This window comes from Ureibacillus aquaedulcis, assembly GCF_030418165.1.
Classification (GTDB): domain Bacteria; phylum Bacillota; class Bacilli; order Bacillales_A; family Planococcaceae; genus Ureibacillus; species Ureibacillus aquaedulcis.
In genome coordinates this window covers 23,513-42,262 of sequence record NZ_JAUHTQ010000020.1, presented here as the reverse complement: position 1 = coordinate 42,262, position 18,750 = coordinate 23,513, and the positions used below count along the sequence as shown (strand labels likewise).

Below are 18,750 nucleotides of genomic sequence, written 5' to 3'. Positions count from 1 at the left end.
GGCGTTTTTTCATGTCAAAAATTATTTCCATGAAAAACTTGTTCCGAGGATCATTGAGGAGTAAGCAAACAGTAGTTGGTGTAATTTCGCTAATTCTGTTTGTTTCAGTAGTATCATTCGTAGTATTTCAAGTCACCAAGGACTCGGTGGTAGTGAATGCAAACGGAAAAGAAGAAGAAATATTAACACATGCAAATACAGTAGGCGACCTTCTAGATTCTGAAGGTATCGCAATCACTCAATATGATAAAGTATCACCCTCACTGAATACAAAAATCGTCGATGGTATGACGGTTGATTGGGAACAAGCAAGAGAAGTCACAATTTCAGTTGACGGAAGTCAGTCAAAGGTATGGACAACTGAAAGTAAAGTGAAGAACATTTTGGAAGAAGCAAATATCGAAGTAACAGAGCAAGATAAATTATCAGCTGCTCTGGACGCAGAAGTAGGCGAGACTAACCAAATTGATATTCAAAAAGCGTTTCAGTTAACGCTTGTCGATGGTTTAGAAGAAAGACAAGTTTGGTCCACTTCGACTACGGTCGCTAACTTTTTGAAACAACAGGGAATTCAGCTTAATGAGTTTGATCGTGTTGAAAATGGTCTGGAGAAAGAAATTGCCCCAGGAGATAAAATCACAGTTGTTCGCGTAGAAAAGGTTACCGATGTAGTGGAAGAAGCTATTGATTTCGCGGTAGAAACGAAATCCGACTCTTCATTGCTAAAAGGAAAAGAAAAAGTAATTACACAAGGTGAGCCAGGTAAAGTTGCTCGTACTTATGAAATCACAAAGAAAAATGGTAAGGTCTCACAAAAAGTGATTAAATCTGAAGAAGTGATTCAAGAACCAACTACGAAAGTAGTGGCAGTTGGAACGAAGGTTGTAACAGCAGCTGTTTCACGTAGTAAGAGCACTGCTTCTAGCAGCAGCAGTAAAGAATTTTATGTTACGGCAACAGCTTACACCGCAAACTGCTCAGGTTGTTCAGGTATAACGGCAACAGGTTTAGCCTTGAAAGATGGCATGAAAGTTATTGCTGTAGATCCAAGCGTGATTCCGTTAGGGTCTAAAGTATGGGTTGAAGGTTACGGAAATGCCATCGCAGCAGATAAGGGCAGTGCCATTAAAGGAAATAAAATCGACGTATTTATAGGCTCTAATTCAAAAGCAAATAGTTGGGGCCGCAAAAAAGTACGCATAAAAGTTTTGAATTAAACTGGTACTATACAAAAAGTTTAGCAGCGTTCAACCAAAATGATGAAAGCCTTCCTGTAGACTGACAGGAAGGCTTTTCTTTTTTTATGTAGAATCAAGGTAATTGTGGCTGCCTATTATTAGTGAGATCGGGATCAGAGCTAGTATGGTGAAACATTCAAGCGCAAATAAGTTTGTTTTGTCTGAATAAAAAGCCCGTATGGTGAAATTCTATTAGCCAAAGCACACCATACTGATATTTTAATAGTCGAGCATTCTAGACTTAAGTATACAACAAACCAATGAAAACGACGTTTAACCACTTTTCGTGTTATTATAGTCAGAGATTGCTTTAGAAGAGAGGTATATTTTTGAATATACAAGAAATCATTGTTGTAGAAGGAAAAGATGATACAACGGCGATTAAAAGAGCGGTAAATGCAGATACAATCGAAACAAATGGTTCCGCTATTTCCGAGGAAACAATTCGCCGTATCGCCCATGCGCATTCAAAACGTGGTGTGATTGTTTTTACAGACCCCGATTACCCGGGCCGTCGCATACGTGCCATAATTGAAGAAAGAGTTCCTGGAGTAAAGCACGCATTTTTAGCGAAGGAAAAAACCATTGCGAAAAATGGAAAGGGACTTGGAATCGAGCATGCACGGGATGAAGATATTCGAGAAGCTTTACGTCATGTATATACGCCAAATCCCGGGTTTAAAACGGAAATTGATATTACTATGGAAGATTTACTATTAGCCCGAATGATTGGACATCCCCAGTCAAAGCAACGTCGCAATCGTTTAGGAGAAATACTGAATATCGGGATGACGAATGGTAAACAATTGCATAAAAGACTTGCAATGTTCCAAATTACTGCAGAGCAATTTGGTGAAGCAGTAGTTCAACTAGATCAGGAGGATCAAAATGCATAAAGATATCGCAACCCCAATACGAACGAAAGAAATTCTAAATAAATATGGCTTTGCCTTTAAAAAAAGCTTGGGTCAAAACTTTTTAATTGACCCGAATATTCTACGCAATATCGTGAGCCATGCAAACTTGACAAAAGATAGTGGAGCCATTGAGGTGGGACCCGGTATTGGTGCACTAACGGAGCATCTTGCACGCGAGGCAAAAAAAGTTGTTTCCTTTGAAATTGACCAACGACTTTTACCGGTACTAGAAGATACATTAAGCCCATACAATAATGTGAAAATTGTCCATTCCGATATTTTAAAAGCGGATGTAGAAAAAGTAATAAAAGAAGAAATGCCAGGTATAGAAGATATCATGGTTGTGGCAAACTTACCTTATTACGTCACTACGCCAATTTTATTGAAATTGCTGAATGATCGCCTTCCGATTCGCGGATTTGTTGTAATGATGCAAAAAGAAGTGGCAGACCGTATTACGGCAAAGCCAGGTACAAAGGAATATGGCTCGTTATCCATCGCGATTCAATATTACGTATCAGCAGAAGTAGCGATGGTTGTGCCGAAAACGGTATTTATGCCGCAACCAAATGTTGACTCTGCCGTTATTCGTCTAATCAAGCATAATGAACCACCTGTAAAAGTGATCAATGAAGACTTCTTGTTTGAAGTGACTAGAGCCTCTTTTGCCCAACGCAGGAAAACCATTTTAAACAATCTGCAGTCAGGGCTCCCAGCCGGGAAGGAAAAGAAAGAACTTATTTTGGCTGCACTTGAAGAAGCGAATGTTGACCCGACAAGAAGAGGGGAAACTTTGTCGATTGTTGAATTCGGTAAATTGGCAGACGCACTCCATCCCCATTTTTGCAATGTACAATAATTTGAACATGACTCTATAATCTATAAGATTTATGAATATTTTTATATAAAAAAGTTGACAAGGATATTTGTCTGCTGATAAAATATTATAATTTGTTGACATTTATCCAAAAATGGGCTACACTATTATATAGTGAGGTGTATGCGAAATGCCAAAAACGTTAGCTGACATTAAGAAGTCTCTAGATTGTAATTTGGGTAAACGTTTGCGATTAAAAGCAAACGGAGGTCGCAAGAAAACGGTTGAGTGTGATGGAGTGCTAAGTGACACATATCACGCAGTCTTTGTCGTTGAACTCGACCAAGAAGATAACGCATGTAAACGCGTTTCTTATAGCTACACAGATATTTTGACAGAAGCAGTAGAAATTACTTTTTTAGATGATGTACAGGTTGCAATTGCCAAATAGTTTTTATTTGTCTTATTAAAACACTCAGATCTTGAGTGTTTTTTATTTTCTTTCGCACATACTACTATTGTCAACTTACTTATTCCTAAGGAGGCAAAACTGCATGGCCAGAAGAAAAGGTATCATGTCGAGTCGTCTAAAAGAAGAGATAGCCAAGGAACTCGGATTTTATGATGTAGTCGAACGTGAAGGCTGGGGTGGAATTAAATCACGTGATGCAGGTAATATGGTAAAGCGGGCAATTGAAATGGCCGAACAAGGTCTAGCACAGCAAAACCAAAACAATATGAATAAGTAATGTTGACATTTTGCCAATAGCTCCTTTTAGGGAGTCTATTGGCTTTTGCTTTATATAAAGATTATTTAACCAATTCAAAACGGTAAGGAAGAATGAGCTAGCGACACTGCTATGTATAATATGGTAAAATATATGGAAGTATTAATGCTCAAATTTAAGGTTAAGAAAAGGATTTGGATGGCAATCCGAGGAGGATATATATGCTTTATGTAAAAGCCCCTGCGAAAATAAATTTAACATTAGATGTTCTATATAAACGTCCTGATAATTATCATGAAGTGGAAATGATTATGACGACGGTAGATCTAAGCGATCGAATTGGACTGGAGTCCCGAGCTGATGGTCTCATTAAAATCATTTCAACAAATGGTTTTATACCGGATGATAGTCGAAATCTTGCTTATCAAGCTGCCCAGCTCATTAAGGATACATATGGTGTAGCAGAAGGTGTGACCATCTCCATTGAGAAGGAGATACCGGTAGCTGCCGGCCTTGCCGGTGGCAGCAGCGATGCTGCAGCTACATTAAAAGGATTAAATGAATTATGGCAGTTAAATTTATCGGTCGATACTCTAGCTGAACTAGGGGCTAAAATTGGGTCTGATGTTTCGTTTTGCATTTATGGCGGGACAGCACTGGCAACCGGACGGGGGGAAAAGATTCAAAAATTACCGGCTCCTCCAACTTGCTGGGTCGTTTTGGCGAAGCCCAAAATCGGTGTTTCTACTGCCCAGGTCTATGGCGGGTTAAATATTGAAGGGATAGAACACCCTAATACCAAACAGATGATTCAAGCGATTGAAACAAACGATTATGATTTAATGTGCCAATCACTTGGGAACGTCCTGGAATCTGTTACATTTAAATTGCACCCGGAAGTGATCATGATTAAAGAGCAAATGAAACGCTTCGGAGCGGATGCTGTACTAATGAGCGGAAGTGGCCCGACAGTATTTGGTTTAGTAGATAATGAATCAAGATTAGGAAGAATATATAACGGCTTAAGAGGATTTTGTGATGAGGTTTTTGCGGTTCGTTTATTAGGTGAAAGGAATTCACTTGCTTAAATGCGTATGTTTATGTTACTTTTTCTATAAAATATTCGTGTTTAAAAACTGATTCGAATTGCAATAAATCGGGGGAACTGTCTGCTGTTAGTAGGCAGTTAATTTTACATGTGTAGGAGTGGATCTCGTGAAATGGAAGCGAAGCGAACGTCTTGTTGATATGACGTATTATTTACTTGAGCATCCACATCAGCTAATTCCGCTTACCTTTTTTTCTGAAACATACCAATCTGCCAAATCATCTATCAGTGAGGATCTTTCGATTGTTAAAGAAACGTTTGAAGAAAAGGGAATCGGGTTGTTGATGACAGTACCTGGAGCAGCAGGCGGGGTGAAATATATCCCGAAGATGTCGGAGAACGAAGTGCGGGAGATTATTCAAATCTTGATTTCGGAATTAAGTCAGTCAGATCGTTTGTTGCCGGGTGGTTATTTGTTCATGACGGATTTACTAGGAAATCCTGAACTGATGAATAGAGTCGGCAAAGTATTTGCAAGCATCTATGCTGACCAGCAAATTGACGTTATTATGACGGTGGCAACAAAAGGAATATCGATTGCGCATTCGATCGCGAGACATCTAAACGTGCCTGTTGTTGTAGTGCGCCGTGATAGTAAAGTAACAGAAGGTTCTACAGTAAGTATCAATTATGTATCCGGATCATCACGCCGTATTCAAACAATGGTACTTTCTAAACGCAGTATGAAAGGCGGCCAACGCGTTCTGATTACCGATGACTTTATGAAAGTTGGCGGAACAATGAACGGCATGAAAAACCTGCTTGAAGAGTTTGATTGCCAGCTAGCTGGGATGGCGGTTCTGGTAGAAGCAGAACATGCTGATGAAACATTGGTAGATGATTACTATTCTTTAGTAAAACTTCATGCTGTGAATGAAAAGGATCGTACAATTGCTTTAAGTGAAGGTAATTACTTTTTAAAGGAGAGAAAATAAATGAAAACAGTATCTACAACAAATGCACCAGCCGCAATTGGACCATATGCACAAGGAATCGTAGTAAATGGAATTTTTTATAGTTCAGGACAAATTCCTTTAACCGCTTCCGGCGAATTAGTTGAAGGTGATATCGTTGCCCAAACGAATCAAGTTTTCGAAAACTTGAAAGCAGTTCTGGAAGCAGCAGGAAGCTCGCTGGATAAAGTTGTGAAGACAACGGTTTTCATGGGTGATATGAATGACTTCGCTGCTATGAATGAAACATATGCAAATCATTTCGGTAATCATAAACCGGCTCGTTCAGCAGTAGAAGTTGCTAGATTGCCAAAGGATGTAAAAGTAGAAATTGAAGTAATAGCAGTTGTGGAATAGAATTTTAATGATGGATGCAAAATTAGCATCCATCTTTTTTTACAAAAAAAATATTTATAATTTTTCAAATTTTTGTATAATAAAAGAAGGAAAATTAAAGTTTTTGTAGAATCATATCTTTTAAAGGCATCATAGAAGAGAGGAGTGAAAGAATGGAAGTAACTGACGTAAGATTAAGACGTGTCCAAACTGATGGACGTATGCGAGCGATTGCTTCAATTACATTAGATGACGAATTTGTCGTACATGATATTCGTGTAATTGATGGCAACAATGGATTATTTGTTGCAATGCCAAGTAAACGGACACCAGACGGAGAATTCCGTGATATCGCACACCCTATTAACTCTGATACACGAAATAAACTTCAGGAAGTTGTACTGGCTGCATATCATGCATCTAATGAAGAAGAAGTACTGCAACTTGAAGAAGCAAATGCTTAATACTTAGAATGGTGGGTCTACTCAATATGGGTGGGCTCTTTTTCGTCTTAGAATAAATTTCCAAAGCAGATGTCATTGATTTGTCAAGTCTGGAAACCTTGAAAAAGCAGAGAATTTACTATATAGTCATAAGAGAATATGAACATAAATGGAGGACTCAAAGATCATGACGAACATTTTTGCGGTCATTTTGGCTGCTGGTCAAGGAACTCGCATGAAGTCCAAATTATATAAGGTGCTCCACCCTGTATGTGGAAAGCCAATGGTAGAACATGTTGTAGATAATATTCAATCATTGAATGTTAGTCGAATTGTTACTATTGTTGGACATGGAGCTGAAAAAGTAAAAGAACAGCTTGGTGACAAAAGCGAGTATGTACTTCAGGAACAACAACTTGGTACTGCACATGCAGTGATTCAAGCAGAAAGTATATTGAATGGTCTTGAGGGAACAACATTAGTTGTCTGTGGCGATACACCACTAATTCAGCCAGAAACAATGAAAGCGCTGTATGAACACCATAATAGTCAAAACGCAAAAGCAACAATCCTAACAGCTGTAGCTGGAAATCCAACAGGATATGGCCGAGTGATTCGTGATGCAGATGGTCAGGTTTCACAGATTGTAGAGCAAAAGGATGCTACACCAGAACAGCAGTTGGTAACTGAAATTAATACAGGCACATATTGCTTTGATAACAAAGCCTTATTCGAGGCCCTAAAATTAGTAAGCAATGAAAATGCACAAGGCGAGTATTATTTACCGGATGTCATCGAAATTTTACAAAAACAAGGTGAAATCGTTTCAGCCTATACTTGCAATGATTTTGATGAAACATTGGGAGTAAATGATCGTGTGGCATTAGCGCAAGCAGAAGAAATAATGCGTAACCGTATTAATGAAAAGCATATGCGAAATGGTGTTACAATCATTAATCCATTGACAACGCATATTAGTGCAGATGCACAAATCGGCCGCGACACGGTGATTAAGCCAGGTACGACTATCGAGGGGCAAACAGTCATTGGTGAGGATTGTATTATAGGACCTAATTCTAACATTGTGAATAGTAGAATTAGTGACCGTACTACTGTACAGAATTCTGTTGTAACTGATAGTTATATAGGGGAAGATACAGCCGTTGGTCCATTTGCACATTTACGCCCAGAAACACAATTAGGCAACCATGTGAAAATTGGTAACTTCGTTGAAGTGAAGAAAAGCACTTTAGGGAATGATACAAAAGTTTCGCATTTAAGTTATATCGGTGATGCTGAAGTTGGAAGCAATGTCAATATTGGCTGCGGGTCAATCACCGTGAATTACGATGGTAAAAATAAATTTAAGACAATTATAGAAGATGATGTTTTTGTCGGCTGCAACTCTAACCTAGTAGCACCGGTTAAATTAGGTGCGGGGTCATTTATAGCAGCTGGTTCAACAATCACAAAAGAAGTACCAGCAGATGCAATGGGAATTGCACGTTCAAGACAAGAGAATAAACTAGATTACGCGAAGAAATTAAAATAATTTGTAAAACTATTAGGAGGCCATCATGCCGTTTCAATATGCTGACACAAAATTAAAAATCTTTTCTTTAAACTCTAACTACCCATTGGCACAAGAAATCGCGGAACAAATGGGAGTAGAACTTGGTAAATCATCTGTAAAGCACTTCAGTGATGGAGAAGTTCAAATTAGCATCGAAGAAAGTATCCGTGGTTGTGACGTGTTTATCGTTCAATCTACTTCTGCTCCTGTTAATGAACATTTAATGGAACTATTAATTATGATTGATGCAGTCAAACGTGCTTCTGCTCGTACAATTAATGTCGTAATGCCATACTATGGCTATGCTCGACAAGATCGTAAAGCAAAAGCCCGTGAGCCAATCACAGCAAAACTAGTAGCAAATTTATTGGAAACTGCTGGGGCAAACCGTGTAATTGTATTAGACTTGCATGCTCCACAAATCCAAGGGTTCTTTGATATCCTGATCGACCATTTACAAGCGGTCCCAATTCTATCTACTTACTTTAAGTCTAAAAACCTCAATCCCGATGAAGTAGTGGTTGTTTCTCCTGACCATGGTGGTGTTACACGTGCGCGTAAAATGGCTGAGCGTTTAAAAGCGCCAATTGCTATTATCGACAAACGCCGTCCAAAACCAAATGTGGCTGAAGTGATGAATATCGTAGGTAATATTGAAGGGAAAACTTGTATTCTAATCGATGATATCATTGATACGGCAGGTACAATTACAATTGGTGCGAATGCATTGATAGAAGCAGGAGCGAAAGAAGTTTATGCTTGCTGTTCACACCCTGTTCTGTCTGGCCCGGCAATTGATCGTATTGAAAACTCAGTTATTAAAGAACTTGTAGTAACAAATACAATTCAACTTACCGAAGAAAAAATGTCTCCGAAAGTAAAACAACTTTCAGTAGCAAATTTAATGGCTGAAGCAATTTCTCGCGTATATGAAAACAAATCTGTAAGTACATTATTTGATTAATATATCTAGTTATAAAAGACAAGGCGAACCTATGCCTTGTCTTTTTCAATGTAAGTATTATTAGTTATTAGGTAGAGAATGTCTTAGTGATTCTGTATTAATAGGTGAATCTCTAGCAAAGTAGCCCTAACACGGAATTAATTTATTAAAATTTTCTGAATTGACAATCATTTTAATTTGTCTTACAATCAGATTTGTAAACTATTACACTATGTTTGAAAACCATATCTTTGCAGGGTTTTTAAAAGTAATCACTTAACATATATAAACTTTCCCACAAACATCCTCAATTATAAATAAATAACAGAGCCGTAGAATCATACATACTCACAACTACAAACATAAAAATTCCAATTAACCAGAGCCTTCGTGTCTATTTTATGGAGTTTTCCTAGCATAGGAACTCCTATAAAATAAATAAATTTACAGTAAAGGAGTGTTTCTATAATTAAGTAATTTCAAAATGAAATATAGTACAAGCCAAAAACAAACTAGTTTTTAGCAGCTGCTAGGCAGCAAAAAAATTAAGGAGGGTTATATGGGAAAAGTAAAAACAGGATTATTTATTGTAATTGTATTTTTAATAGTTGCAGCTGGAGCTGCTAACAATGAGGTTTTTGCTGCAAAAAAAGACGATGTACAAACCTTTGATGGACTTGTAATCGGAAATCCTATTATCACGAAAGTAGGAAGTAAAGAAGTAGTTTCAGTTGAATTGTTAACACAAGGAACTCGAATGAACCTTCTAACACAGCCTATTGATAGCAGTGACGCTGACAAAGTAACAGTAAATCTTGCAAAAGGGAATCTGGTAGACTATAAGTTGCATAAGAGTGTTCTAGTTATTCCCGAAGACCCTTCAGAAACATTCAATAAGGTTCTGGCAAAAGGTACATCTACTGATGCCCAGTTTGACACTATGAAGTATGGTCCGGAGCTTTCCCCAATAAATGGTGAGGCGGGCAATATGGTCGCTGCAGGCTGGGTATATAATAAAACAAAAAATACGATAACTGTCGGGGATGGGAGAATCTTAACTGAAGATATTAGTGGCAGGCCATTACCGGAACCAATAAAACGCTATGAAGAAACATATCGTATAGACAAAAATGTATCCGTTTACAATATCAACACAGAAAACTACGCGAACTCTGCGGTCTCTGAATTTGAGACCATACCTGTTACTGCCGACTATAACTATTCCACAACACACAGACAAGCAGTATACGTTGTATTTGATCGAAACTATGAACAATCCAATGCTGCAAAGGTAACTTCCATCTACTATTTTACGCCACAGTCAACTTCTGATGGAAAACCTGTCTGGGATGTTCCTTCCATGAGTTATTTACTGAAAGACAAAGGCGTTGATCCGATTTCAGGGGAGCGCTACGATAAAATTAGAGGAAACAAGCCTACTGTATCTCCGTATGCCAGCAGTACTGAACCTTTTGAAATTGTAGAAGATACGTTCTATTATGTTGGCGATAATGAAGTGTCAGCCTATTTATTCAACGCAGATATGGGAACGAAAAAGAAATCGGATGACCGGCTGATTTTGTTTGATGGTGGTTGGCCATACAGTGGTTATCAATACTGGAAGAACATAGAGGCTGTCGGCTATGATCCACGCGAAATAACGGATATTATGCTAACACACGGCCACCTTGATCACTATGGAACAACGGTAGAATTAATCGAGATGATTGAAAATGCTGGTGGCTCTGTTACTCTATATGGTGCATATGAAGAGGCTTACGGCATTCAGAAAGATGCAATGGGGAACATTTGGAATATCGAGGGAGCCCTGCCTGAAGAAGAAACAGAAATTAGAAATAAAATAGAACCGTATATTTATGACGAATACATGGATTTCGGAAATGTCCAACTTTTAATAGCTCATACACCGGGACATACACCAGGAACGACATCGGCTATATTTAAGCTGAAAAATCCAGAGAATGGTGAATGGGTAAGCTTTGGGTACATGGGTGGATATGGTTTTAATGGACTATACACACCAACTGAAGAGAATGGATATTTGAGGCTCGGTTTCCAGTATGGACTTGCTTGGCTACAACAAAAGTTTGATGTAGATTATGTAGCGCCTCAACATACAAACCAATATCCGATAATTGAGATCTACCAAGCGCTGAAGGCCTACAACAATGACCCAGCGAACGCGAAACAACAGTTGACGATGCTCGATGCTTTGGCAAAGGATGAATTTGTTAATTTTCTGGAGAAAAGATACTCCGTTGCGACTAATGCCTTAAGCGATCTTTCCAATCCGAATTATGAGAGTATTGAAAACCATGGACCATTTAAGCCAGGCAGGGAAAACGGCCTTACAGATGTAACAGCAACATTGGTAGATGGTGGAAAGATCATTCAAGGGTTCGATAGCTATCAAAATGTAAACGAAGAGATCCCACTATTAGAAAATGGCATAAAGATTGAAATAGATTCGTACACACATGATCCAGATGGATGGTATGTTCAATTCGAAATCGATGTACATGATCGCTACCAAGGTTATTTACCAGATAACGGTCCGGTCGAATCAATTCGACTTGCAAAAGGCACACCGGAAATCTTGCGAACACAAAGATTAAGCTCAAAAGAAGAAGCTGAGGCAATCTTAAACGCTGTTCAGCAGGGAGAAACTTATACGATTAGTCTAACAAAAGCGAGCGCAATCATCGTTCCTGAAAATGTAATCAATACATTTAGAAGTGCCCAATAAGGCAGAAAAAGAGAGTTCAACCAGGTAAAGTTTTTAAGGGCCATATTATGGTCCTTTTTTATTTTGTATGATTTCCTCAAAAATGATCTCTTTATTTGTTTAATGTAAGCAGCTTACATAGTATGTTCTTCTTCTGGTAAAGACCAATTTTAAATCTTTGCATAAACGAGAAGAGGCCATTATTAATCCCAAGATAACCCTTTTAGCTAAATTTTTGTCCGGGAAAGTTTAGGATTCCACAAATAAAGGAATAATAAGAAAGGATGGTCAGAACTTTGAAAGGGGTTTTAATTATGGATATTATTTTAGAAGCAAAACCTAGAGAAATAGGAGCTCAATCTACTCTAACAAAACTTCGCAACGAGGGACAGTTACCTGGAGTCATTTATGGATATAACGTTGATAATAAACCAGTAACACTTGATTACAAAGAAATGGCTAAAGCAGTACAAAAATATGGTCGTACAAGTGTATTTAAAATTGATTTAGAAGGCAAGCAAATCAATGCCGTCCTAACCGATGTACAAAGATGCGCACTAAAAGGAAATGTAAAACATGTAGATTTGCTATCTATTAATATGGCTGAGGAATTAGAAGTAGAAGTTCCGGTTACTGTAATCGGAGAGTCATCTGGCGTAAAAGAGGGCGGCGTCTTAATGCAGCCTGTTCGTGAATTGAAAATTAAAGTAAAACCGTCGGATATCCCGGATTCAATTGAAGTCGATGCATCAAATGTCGGGATGAATGAATCCATCTCTGTAGCGGAAATCAGAAATACGGTTCCATATGAAATCCTGAATGCAGATGAGGATACACTTGTTTCTGTTACTCCACCGGTTGTCGTAAATGATGATACGGCTGGACAAGGGGATGATGAAGTCCAAGACATTAAGGCGACTGAGGCACCAGAATCACAAAGCTAATAGTCCAAAATGTATGAGTCAACTGCTCATACATTTTTATTTTTTATAAGGAAATGCATGGAAATCTTAATTGTTAATAAAAAGGGGGTAATTCCATTCTGCATAGGGTAACCTACTAAGTGGGCGTCAATACTATAAAAGTGATAGTATGATGAATATCACCATTATATCTTTTATAATATTATTTGAAATTAAAAGGTAATTTTGTTTTTATGAAGTAATACATACATAGAAAAACTAGTTTTTTTTCTTTCAATCCAGGCTATGTTAAAATATTTACGATTAGAAAAAAAGGATGGTATTCATGAAGTTAATAATTGGATTGGGAAATCCCGGGAAGCAATATGACTATACACGCCACAATATAGGCTTTGAATGTATTGATGCATTATCCAAGAAATGGGATGCACCATTGAATCAAATGAAGTTTAATGGAATGTACGCTACCGTTCATCGACCTGAAGGAAAAGTAATTTTATTAAAACCTTTAACATATATGAATTTATCAGGCGAATCTGTCCGTCCGTTGATGGATTACTTTGGTATTGGAATAGAAGATATTATTGTCATTTATGACGATCTGGACTTAGAAACAGGGAAGTTGCGGTTGCGCCAAAAGGGAAGTGCTGGTGGACACAATGGAATTAAATCCCTGATCCAGCATCTAGGTACACAGGAATTTAATCGTATTCGAGTGGGCATTAGCCGACCTCCTGCTGGAATGAAGGTAACGGATTATGTATTAGCTAAATTTACAAAAGAAGATGGTCCAGCCATCGAGCAGGCTATTGAAAAAACAGTTTCTGCAATTGAGGCATCTTTATCTAATAAATTTTTAGACGTGATGTCACAATTTAACTCTATTCAGCAAAAGTAATTTCCTTACTATAGCTATATAAGCGTGGCGAGTGAAAAAGTAAATAACTTTATGAAAGTACTAACAATGCTGAATAAAGTTAAAGCCTTCGGCGGACTGCACAGATTTTAAAAGGTAATTTTTCGAGCAAACTCGAAAAAATCAGGCCCCACATGTTTTGACTGCGACGAAAGCTTGCGGCAGTCGCAAATACGAAAGCTCGTATTTGATTGGTGCATAAATAGGCAAAATTAGGTCAATACTTTGAGTATAACAAAGCGTTTGCTTACATACTCGAGGGGGAGGACGATCAGGATGCCTGTTAAATATCGTTGCCGACATTGTGAAACGGAAATTGGGACATTGCCTTTTGATGCGGATGACACGATTCGTAAATTGCATTTATTTGAAGTTGGGGAAGTTGACGACTATATCGAGAAAAATGAACGCGGTGATACAACCGTACATTGTATTTGTGAACATTGCGAAGACTCACTGAGGCAATTTCCCGATTATTATGCACTCAAAAAGTGGTTGCAGTAATAGGATCGCTTTCGCTGTCTAACTCGTTTAAATATTAGAGTAGCCAGCAATTATGTTAAAAGACATCTCCAATATTGGCCATTGTGCGAAAGAGTGGGCGACTTGAGAAAACAGTCTCCCGCTTTTTGTACTTTGTTTCTCTGAAATAATGAAAGAAAATAATTCATATCAAATAGGACGAACTACATAAATAGGAATGAAGGAAGGGGGTTTATGAATGAATGTCATTCATCAATTATTCTCTCAAGATAAACATATAAATACATTCATCCAGCAAATTGGTGAAAAGAATTATGATTCACAGCTTATTACTGGTTTGACGGGTAGTGCTCGACCGGCATTTATCCAGACTATATTCGAGAACCTAAAAAAGCCGCTTTATATTTTATCGCCGAATCTTTTGCAAGCCCAGAAATTAGTAGATGATTTATCATCCCTGGTAGGAGAAGATATTGTTCATTATTACCCGGCAGATGAGTTTATAGCCGCCGACATGACAATTGCCTCACCGGAATCTAGGGCTGCGCGAATTGCTACATTGGATCATTTGGCTAAAAAAGAGAAAGCCATTTATGTAATCCCGATTGCGGGAATGCGCAAAATAATGACATCTCCTGAACAGTGGAAAGGCTACTTTTTAAAAGCAACGATTGGAAAAGATATCAATATCGAAGAATGGTTGCTTCACTTAGTGACGATGGGATACACAAGAAGTCAGATGGTCACAACACCTGGTGAGTTTGCGTTGCGTGGGGGAATTCTCGATATCTACCCACCGTATGCAGAGTCACCTATTCGAATTGAACTTTTTGATACTGAAATCGATTCCATTCGTACCTTCTCGGCAGATGACCAACGCTCCATCGAAAAACTGGATGCTGTGGAAATATTGCCGGCTTCGGAAATCTTATTGACGAAGGACCAACGTCTACTATTGGCACAAAAACTGGAAACAGCTCTTGCCAAAAGCTTGAAGAAAATCAAAAAACAAGAAACTCAAGAAATACTGTATCAAAATATCCAGCATGATATTGAACTTTTAAATCAGGGAAGTATACCTAACCATGTAACAAAGTATGGGTCTCTTCTCTATGACAATTTATCCTACTTAGGTGATTACTTTGATGAAGACGGAATTGTCCTTTTCGATGAACTAGGCCGAATTCAAGAAGTAATGGATGCTTGGGAGCGCGAAGAAGAGGACTGGTTTATCTCATTGATAGAAGAAGGGAAAATCGTACACGATGTAAAACCTTCTTTCTCATTTAAAGAAATCAACTCCATGCTGGAACACCAAAAACTCTATTTTGCTCTTTTTGCACGCACTTTTTCCGGCGTTCAATTTAAGAAAACAACGAATTTTTCTTGTAAACCCATGCAGCAATTCCACGGTCAGATTGCCCTTTTGCAAAATGAAGTGGAAAGATGGATGCAGGAGAATTTTACGGTACTCTTTATGGCCGATGGAAAAGAACGGGTCAAAAAACTCCAAAGTATGCTGGAGGAGTATGGGATTCATAGTTTAATAGGAAACCCTGAAGCTGCGGGAATCTATATCGTGGATGGCCAACTGGCTTCAGGTTTCGAACTGCCGCTGCAGCGAATTGCGGTTGTGACAGACGACGAATTATTTAAGCAGCAGCCAAAAAGAAAAACACGCCGTCCACAAAAAATGTCCAATGCCGAACGCATCAAGAGTTATACAGAAATTAATCCCGGTGATTATGTCGTACATATTCATCATGGGATAGGAAGATATATCGGAATTGAAACACTGGAAGTCAACGGTACACATAAGGATTATCTTCATATTAAGTACCGTGCGGATGATAAGTTATTTGTTCCTGTTGAGCAAATTGATTTGATTCAGAAATATGTAGCTTCTGAAGGAAAAGAACCCAAACTTCATAAACTTGGCGGAGCGGAATGGAAAAAGGCGAAAGCCAAAGTTTCGTCAGCCATTAATGATATAGCAGATGATTTAATCAAGCTTTATGCCAAACGAGAAGCGGAAAAAGGGTATGCCTTCGCTCCTGATACAGATGAGCAGCGTGCATTTGAAAGTGCTTTCCCATATGAAGAAACCGAGGACCAGCTGCGTTCGATCATCGAAGTAAAGCATGATATGGAACGGGAACGCCCAATGGATCGCCTTGTTTGTGGGGATGTAGGTTATGGAAAAACGGAAGTTGCGATTCGTGCGGCTTTTAAAGCCATAATGGATGGCAAACAAGTTGCTTTTCTTGTACCAACAACCATATTGGCGCAACAGCATTTTGAAACGATTCAAGAGCGTTTTGAGGGTCATGCCATTAATGTCGGATTATTAAGTCGCTTCCGTACCAAAAAACAACAAACAGAAACGATCAAAGGATTGAAAGAGGGAACTGTCGATATAGTGGTTGGTACACATCGCATTCTATCGAAAGATCTGATCTTCCGTGATTTAGGATTACTGATTGTCGATGAGGAACAACGATTTGGTGTAACGCATAAAGAAAAAATTAAACAATTAAAAACCAATGTAGATGTGCTAACTTTAACCGCTACTCCAATTCCACGTACATTACATATGTCGATGGTAGGGGTAAGGGATTTATCGGTTATTGAAACACCCCCACAAAATCGATTCCCTGTACAAACGTATGTTATGGAGTATAGTGGGGCACTTGTGCGTGAAGCCATAGAGAGAGAAATGGCCCGTGGCGGACAAACATTTTATCTTTATAATCGTGTAGAGGACATGACAAGAAAAGTAGAAGAAATTCAAATGCTTGTTCCGGATGCACGTGTTGGCTATGCGCATGGGAAGATGACCGAATCTCAATTGGAATCCATCATTTTAAGCTTCCTGGACGGAGAATATGATGTGCTTGTTACGACAACCATCATTGAAACGGGTGTTGATATTCCAAATGTGAATACCTTAATTGTCCATGATGCAGATCGTATGGGGTTATCCCAGCTCTATCAGCTGCGCGGTCGTGTTGGTCGTTCAAATCGTATTGCGTATGCTTATTTCATGTATCAGAGAGATAAAGTATTAACAGATGTGGCAGAACAGCGACTTCAAACAATCAAGGAGTTTACGGAACTCGGCTCCGGGTTCAAAATTGCTATGCGGGATTTATCGATTCGTGGTGCTGGTAACCTTTTAGGTGCACAACAGCATGGCTTTATTGACTCGGTTGGGTTTGACCTGTATTCACAAATGCTTGAAGAAGCGATTGAAGAGCGCAGGACGGGTGTTATTAAAGAGGAAAAACCCGATGTCGAGATTATACTTCAAACAGATGCCTATATTCCGGATGCATATATACCAGATGGCTATCAAAAAATCCAAATGTATAAACGCATTAAATCGATGGAACGTGTGGAAGATTTTAATGAAATTTGGGATGAGTTAGTGGACCGCTTTGGCGATTTGCCGGTTGAAACCGAAAAACTGCTGCGCATTGCCCGAGTAAAAGTATGGGCGTTGGAAGCGGGCATCACAGCGATCAAGGAAAAACAAAAAGTAATCTCCATTTACTTGTCAGAAGAAGGTACAGCCAATGTGGATGGCAGTGTGATTGTATCAGAATCCATGAAATTTGACCGTGCAGTTGGATTTTTAATGGATGGGGCAAAATTAACACTAACAATAGAAGAGAAAAAATGCGGCAAGATTCCTCCTTTTGAAGTGCTTGAACAATTGGTTGAAATTGTTGCCAAAGCCAAAAAGCAATAACAAGACTTTCGTACAGATGTACTTTAATGAATATTAGCATAATAATTTACTTTTGTTGCCCGACTTTAGAATTTAAACCTCTTCATACACTTTCTGCATACATTGACCAATTCTTAACCATACTATCAATGTGAATGAAAATTGATTCTGAAAGAGAGGCAGCAAAGATGAAAGCAACAGGAATTGTCCGTCGTATAGACGATTTAGGTCGCGTTGTTATTCCTAAGGAAATTCGCAGAACGATGCGTATTCGTGAAGGCGATCCATTAGAGATTTATACGGACCGTGAAGGTGAAGTTATCTTAAAAAAATATTCCCCAATAAATGACTTAGGTGAGTTTGCAAAAGAGTATGTTGAATCACTCTATGAAACGGTTGGTACGCCAGCTCTAATTAGTGACCGAGATGAAATGATTGCAATCGCTGGTCTAGCGAAGAAAGAATATGCCAATCGTCGTCTATCCGTGTTTGCCGAAGAGTTCATGAAGCAACGCTCTATTGTATTGGAGAAAAATGAATCAACAATAGAACTTGTACCGGGCCAGTTTGAACAAGTGAAATCTTATTGTGTAGCGCCAATTATTACAAACGGTGATGCAATCGGAGCGGTATATTTAATATCAAAGGTTCATGTCATTAGTGAAGTTGAATTAAAAGCAGCTGAAACAGCAGCCAATTTCTTGGCAAAGCAAATGGAAAACTAAATTGCGAAAAAACGTCTCTATTCAAAGGAGGCGTTTTTTGTTTATCAATGATTACTCCAATTATAAGAATAGTAAAGAGATGTGGAGATTTTTTTGAAGAACTAAGCACACAAGCCTTATTTAGGCTAACATCTATTCTTACATAAAATCATCTGAAAGGAGCCTATCTCT

The 18,750-nt window shown here is 38.5% G+C and carries 17 protein-coding genes; all 17 read left to right on the top strand.

From position 1 onward, the window contains the following. Positions 1 to 11 precede the first annotated feature (11 nt). The 17 genes from QYB95_RS17725 to spoVT all read left to right on the top strand — a co-directional run bounded on the left by QYB95_RS17725 (position 12) and on the right by spoVT (position 18,579). Positions 12 to 1,217 carry a G5 and 3D domain-containing protein gene (locus tag QYB95_RS17725; protein WP_301139704.1) on the top strand — a complete coding sequence of 402 codons (1,206 nt, stop codon included), beginning with the start codon at positions 12 to 14 and terminating at the stop codon, positions 1,215 to 1,217. 350 nt (positions 1,218 to 1,567) lie between these two features. Then, the gene (gene rnmV / locus QYB95_RS17720) at positions 1,568 to 2,134 is read left to right on the top strand and encodes a ribonuclease M5 (RefSeq protein ID WP_301139703.1); all 567 of its coding nucleotides are present in this window, start codon (positions 1,568 to 1,570) and stop codon (positions 2,132 to 2,134) included. Then, positions 2,127 to 3,014: a 16S rRNA (adenine(1518)-N(6)/adenine(1519)-N(6))-dimethyltransferase RsmA gene (rsmA, locus tag QYB95_RS17715; protein WP_301139702.1), complete on the top strand. Its 888-nt coding sequence runs from the start codon at positions 2,127 to 2,129 to the stop codon at positions 3,012 to 3,014. The genes rnmV and rsmA overlap by 8 nt, the downstream gene beginning before the upstream one ends. 148 nt (positions 3,015 to 3,162) lie before the next feature. Next, a complete protein-coding gene (gene veg, locus QYB95_RS17710; protein WP_036197871.1) occupies positions 3,163 to 3,423 on the top strand; it encodes a biofilm formation stimulator Veg in 261 nt (86 codons plus the stop codon). A 103-nt stretch (positions 3,424 to 3,526) separates the two neighbouring features. After that, positions 3,527 to 3,721, top strand: coding sequence for a small, acid-soluble spore protein, alpha/beta type (locus QYB95_RS17705; protein ID WP_036197869.1), 195 nt, complete (start codon positions 3,527 to 3,529; stop codon positions 3,719 to 3,721). 200 nt (positions 3,722 to 3,921) lie between these two features. Then, positions 3,922 to 4,788 carry a 4-(cytidine 5'-diphospho)-2-C-methyl-D-erythritol kinase gene (gene ispE, locus QYB95_RS17700; protein ID WP_301139701.1) on the top strand — a complete coding sequence of 289 codons (867 nt, stop codon included), beginning with the start codon at positions 3,922 to 3,924 and terminating at the stop codon, positions 4,786 to 4,788. A gap of 127 nt (positions 4,789 to 4,915) precedes the next feature. Beyond that, entirely contained in the window at positions 4,916 to 5,743 is an 828-nt protein-coding gene (purR, locus tag QYB95_RS17695; RefSeq protein ID WP_301139700.1) for a pur operon repressor, read from the top strand. Further along, positions 5,744 to 6,118: a RidA family protein gene (locus QYB95_RS17690; protein ID WP_301139699.1), complete on the top strand. Its 375-nt coding sequence runs from the start codon at positions 5,744 to 5,746 to the stop codon at positions 6,116 to 6,118. It abuts the gene before it with no gap. A 152-nt stretch (positions 6,119 to 6,270) separates the two neighbouring features. Further along, complete coding sequence (gene spoVG, locus QYB95_RS17685; RefSeq protein ID WP_301139698.1) at positions 6,271 to 6,561, top strand: septation regulator SpoVG; 291 nt, start codon at positions 6,271 to 6,273, stop codon at positions 6,559 to 6,561. A gap of 166 nt (positions 6,562 to 6,727) precedes the next feature. Continuing rightward, entirely contained in the window at positions 6,728 to 8,092 is a 1,365-nt protein-coding gene (glmU, locus tag QYB95_RS17680) for a bifunctional UDP-N-acetylglucosamine diphosphorylase/glucosamine-1-phosphate N-acetyltransferase GlmU (protein ID WP_301139697.1), read from the top strand. Between the two features lie 25 nt (positions 8,093 to 8,117). Beyond that, positions 8,118 to 9,077: a ribose-phosphate diphosphokinase gene (locus tag QYB95_RS17675; protein WP_301139696.1), complete on the top strand. Its 960-nt coding sequence runs from the start codon at positions 8,118 to 8,120 to the stop codon at positions 9,075 to 9,077. Positions 9,078 to 9,615: 538 nt separating this feature from the next. Further along, entirely contained in the window at positions 9,616 to 11,823 is a 2,208-nt protein-coding gene (locus QYB95_RS17670; RefSeq protein ID WP_301139695.1) for an MBL fold metallo-hydrolase, read from the top strand. Between the two features lie 293 nt (positions 11,824 to 12,116). Next, positions 12,117 to 12,746: a 50S ribosomal protein L25/general stress protein Ctc gene (locus QYB95_RS17665; RefSeq protein WP_301139694.1), complete on the top strand. Its 630-nt coding sequence runs from the start codon at positions 12,117 to 12,119 to the stop codon at positions 12,744 to 12,746. Between the two features lie 304 nt (positions 12,747 to 13,050). After that, entirely contained in the window at positions 13,051 to 13,623 is a 573-nt protein-coding gene (gene pth / locus QYB95_RS17660; RefSeq protein ID WP_301139693.1) for an aminoacyl-tRNA hydrolase, read from the top strand. 294 nt (positions 13,624 to 13,917) lie between these two features. After that, the gene (locus QYB95_RS17655) at positions 13,918 to 14,145 is read left to right on the top strand and encodes an anti-sigma-F factor Fin (RefSeq protein ID WP_036197852.1); all 228 of its coding nucleotides are present in this window, start codon (positions 13,918 to 13,920) and stop codon (positions 14,143 to 14,145) included. Positions 14,146 to 14,362: 217 nt separating this feature from the next. Next, positions 14,363 to 17,875, top strand: a complete 3,513-nt coding sequence (gene mfd / locus QYB95_RS17650; protein ID WP_301139692.1) for a transcription-repair coupling factor — start codon at positions 14,363 to 14,365, stop codon at positions 17,873 to 17,875. Between the two features lie 167 nt (positions 17,876 to 18,042). After that, positions 18,043 to 18,579, top strand: a complete 537-nt coding sequence (gene spoVT, locus QYB95_RS17645) for a stage V sporulation protein T (protein WP_301139691.1) — start codon at positions 18,043 to 18,045, stop codon at positions 18,577 to 18,579. Positions 18,580 to 18,750: the final 171 nt, after the last annotated feature.

What these genes read in the sequence shown, in the direction of transcription:
- QYB95_RS17725 (WP_301139704.1), top strand. Translation starts at nt 12, where the DNA reads ATGTCAAAAATTATTTCCATGAAAAACTTGTTCCGAGGATCATTGAGG.
- rsmA (WP_301139702.1), top strand. Translation starts at nt 2,127, where the DNA reads ATGCATAAAGATATCGCAACCCCAATACGAACGAAAGAAATTCTAAAT.
- veg (WP_036197871.1), top strand. Translation starts at nt 3,163, where the DNA reads ATGCCAAAAACGTTAGCTGACATTAAGAAGTCTCTAGATTGTAATTTG.
- QYB95_RS17705 (WP_036197869.1), top strand. Translation starts at nt 3,527, where the DNA reads ATGGCCAGAAGAAAAGGTATCATGTCGAGTCGTCTAAAAGAAGAGATA.
- ispE (WP_301139701.1), top strand. Translation starts at nt 3,922, where the DNA reads ATGCTTTATGTAAAAGCCCCTGCGAAAATAAATTTAACATTAGATGTT.
- QYB95_RS17690 (WP_301139699.1), top strand. Translation starts at nt 5,744, where the DNA reads ATGAAAACAGTATCTACAACAAATGCACCAGCCGCAATTGGACCATAT.
- spoVG (WP_301139698.1), top strand. Translation starts at nt 6,271, where the DNA reads ATGGAAGTAACTGACGTAAGATTAAGACGTGTCCAAACTGATGGACGT.
- glmU (WP_301139697.1), top strand. Translation starts at nt 6,728, where the DNA reads ATGACGAACATTTTTGCGGTCATTTTGGCTGCTGGTCAAGGAACTCGC.
- QYB95_RS17675 (WP_301139696.1), top strand. Translation starts at nt 8,118, where the DNA reads ATGCCGTTTCAATATGCTGACACAAAATTAAAAATCTTTTCTTTAAAC.
- QYB95_RS17670 (WP_301139695.1), top strand. Translation starts at nt 9,616, where the DNA reads ATGGGAAAAGTAAAAACAGGATTATTTATTGTAATTGTATTTTTAATA.
- QYB95_RS17665 (WP_301139694.1), top strand. Translation starts at nt 12,117, where the DNA reads ATGGATATTATTTTAGAAGCAAAACCTAGAGAAATAGGAGCTCAATCT.
- pth (WP_301139693.1), top strand. Translation starts at nt 13,051, where the DNA reads ATGAAGTTAATAATTGGATTGGGAAATCCCGGGAAGCAATATGACTAT.
- QYB95_RS17655 (WP_036197852.1), top strand. Translation starts at nt 13,918, where the DNA reads ATGCCTGTTAAATATCGTTGCCGACATTGTGAAACGGAAATTGGGACA.
- mfd (WP_301139692.1), top strand. Translation starts at nt 14,363, where the DNA reads ATGAATGTCATTCATCAATTATTCTCTCAAGATAAACATATAAATACA.
- spoVT (WP_301139691.1), top strand. Translation starts at nt 18,043, where the DNA reads ATGAAAGCAACAGGAATTGTCCGTCGTATAGACGATTTAGGTCGCGTT.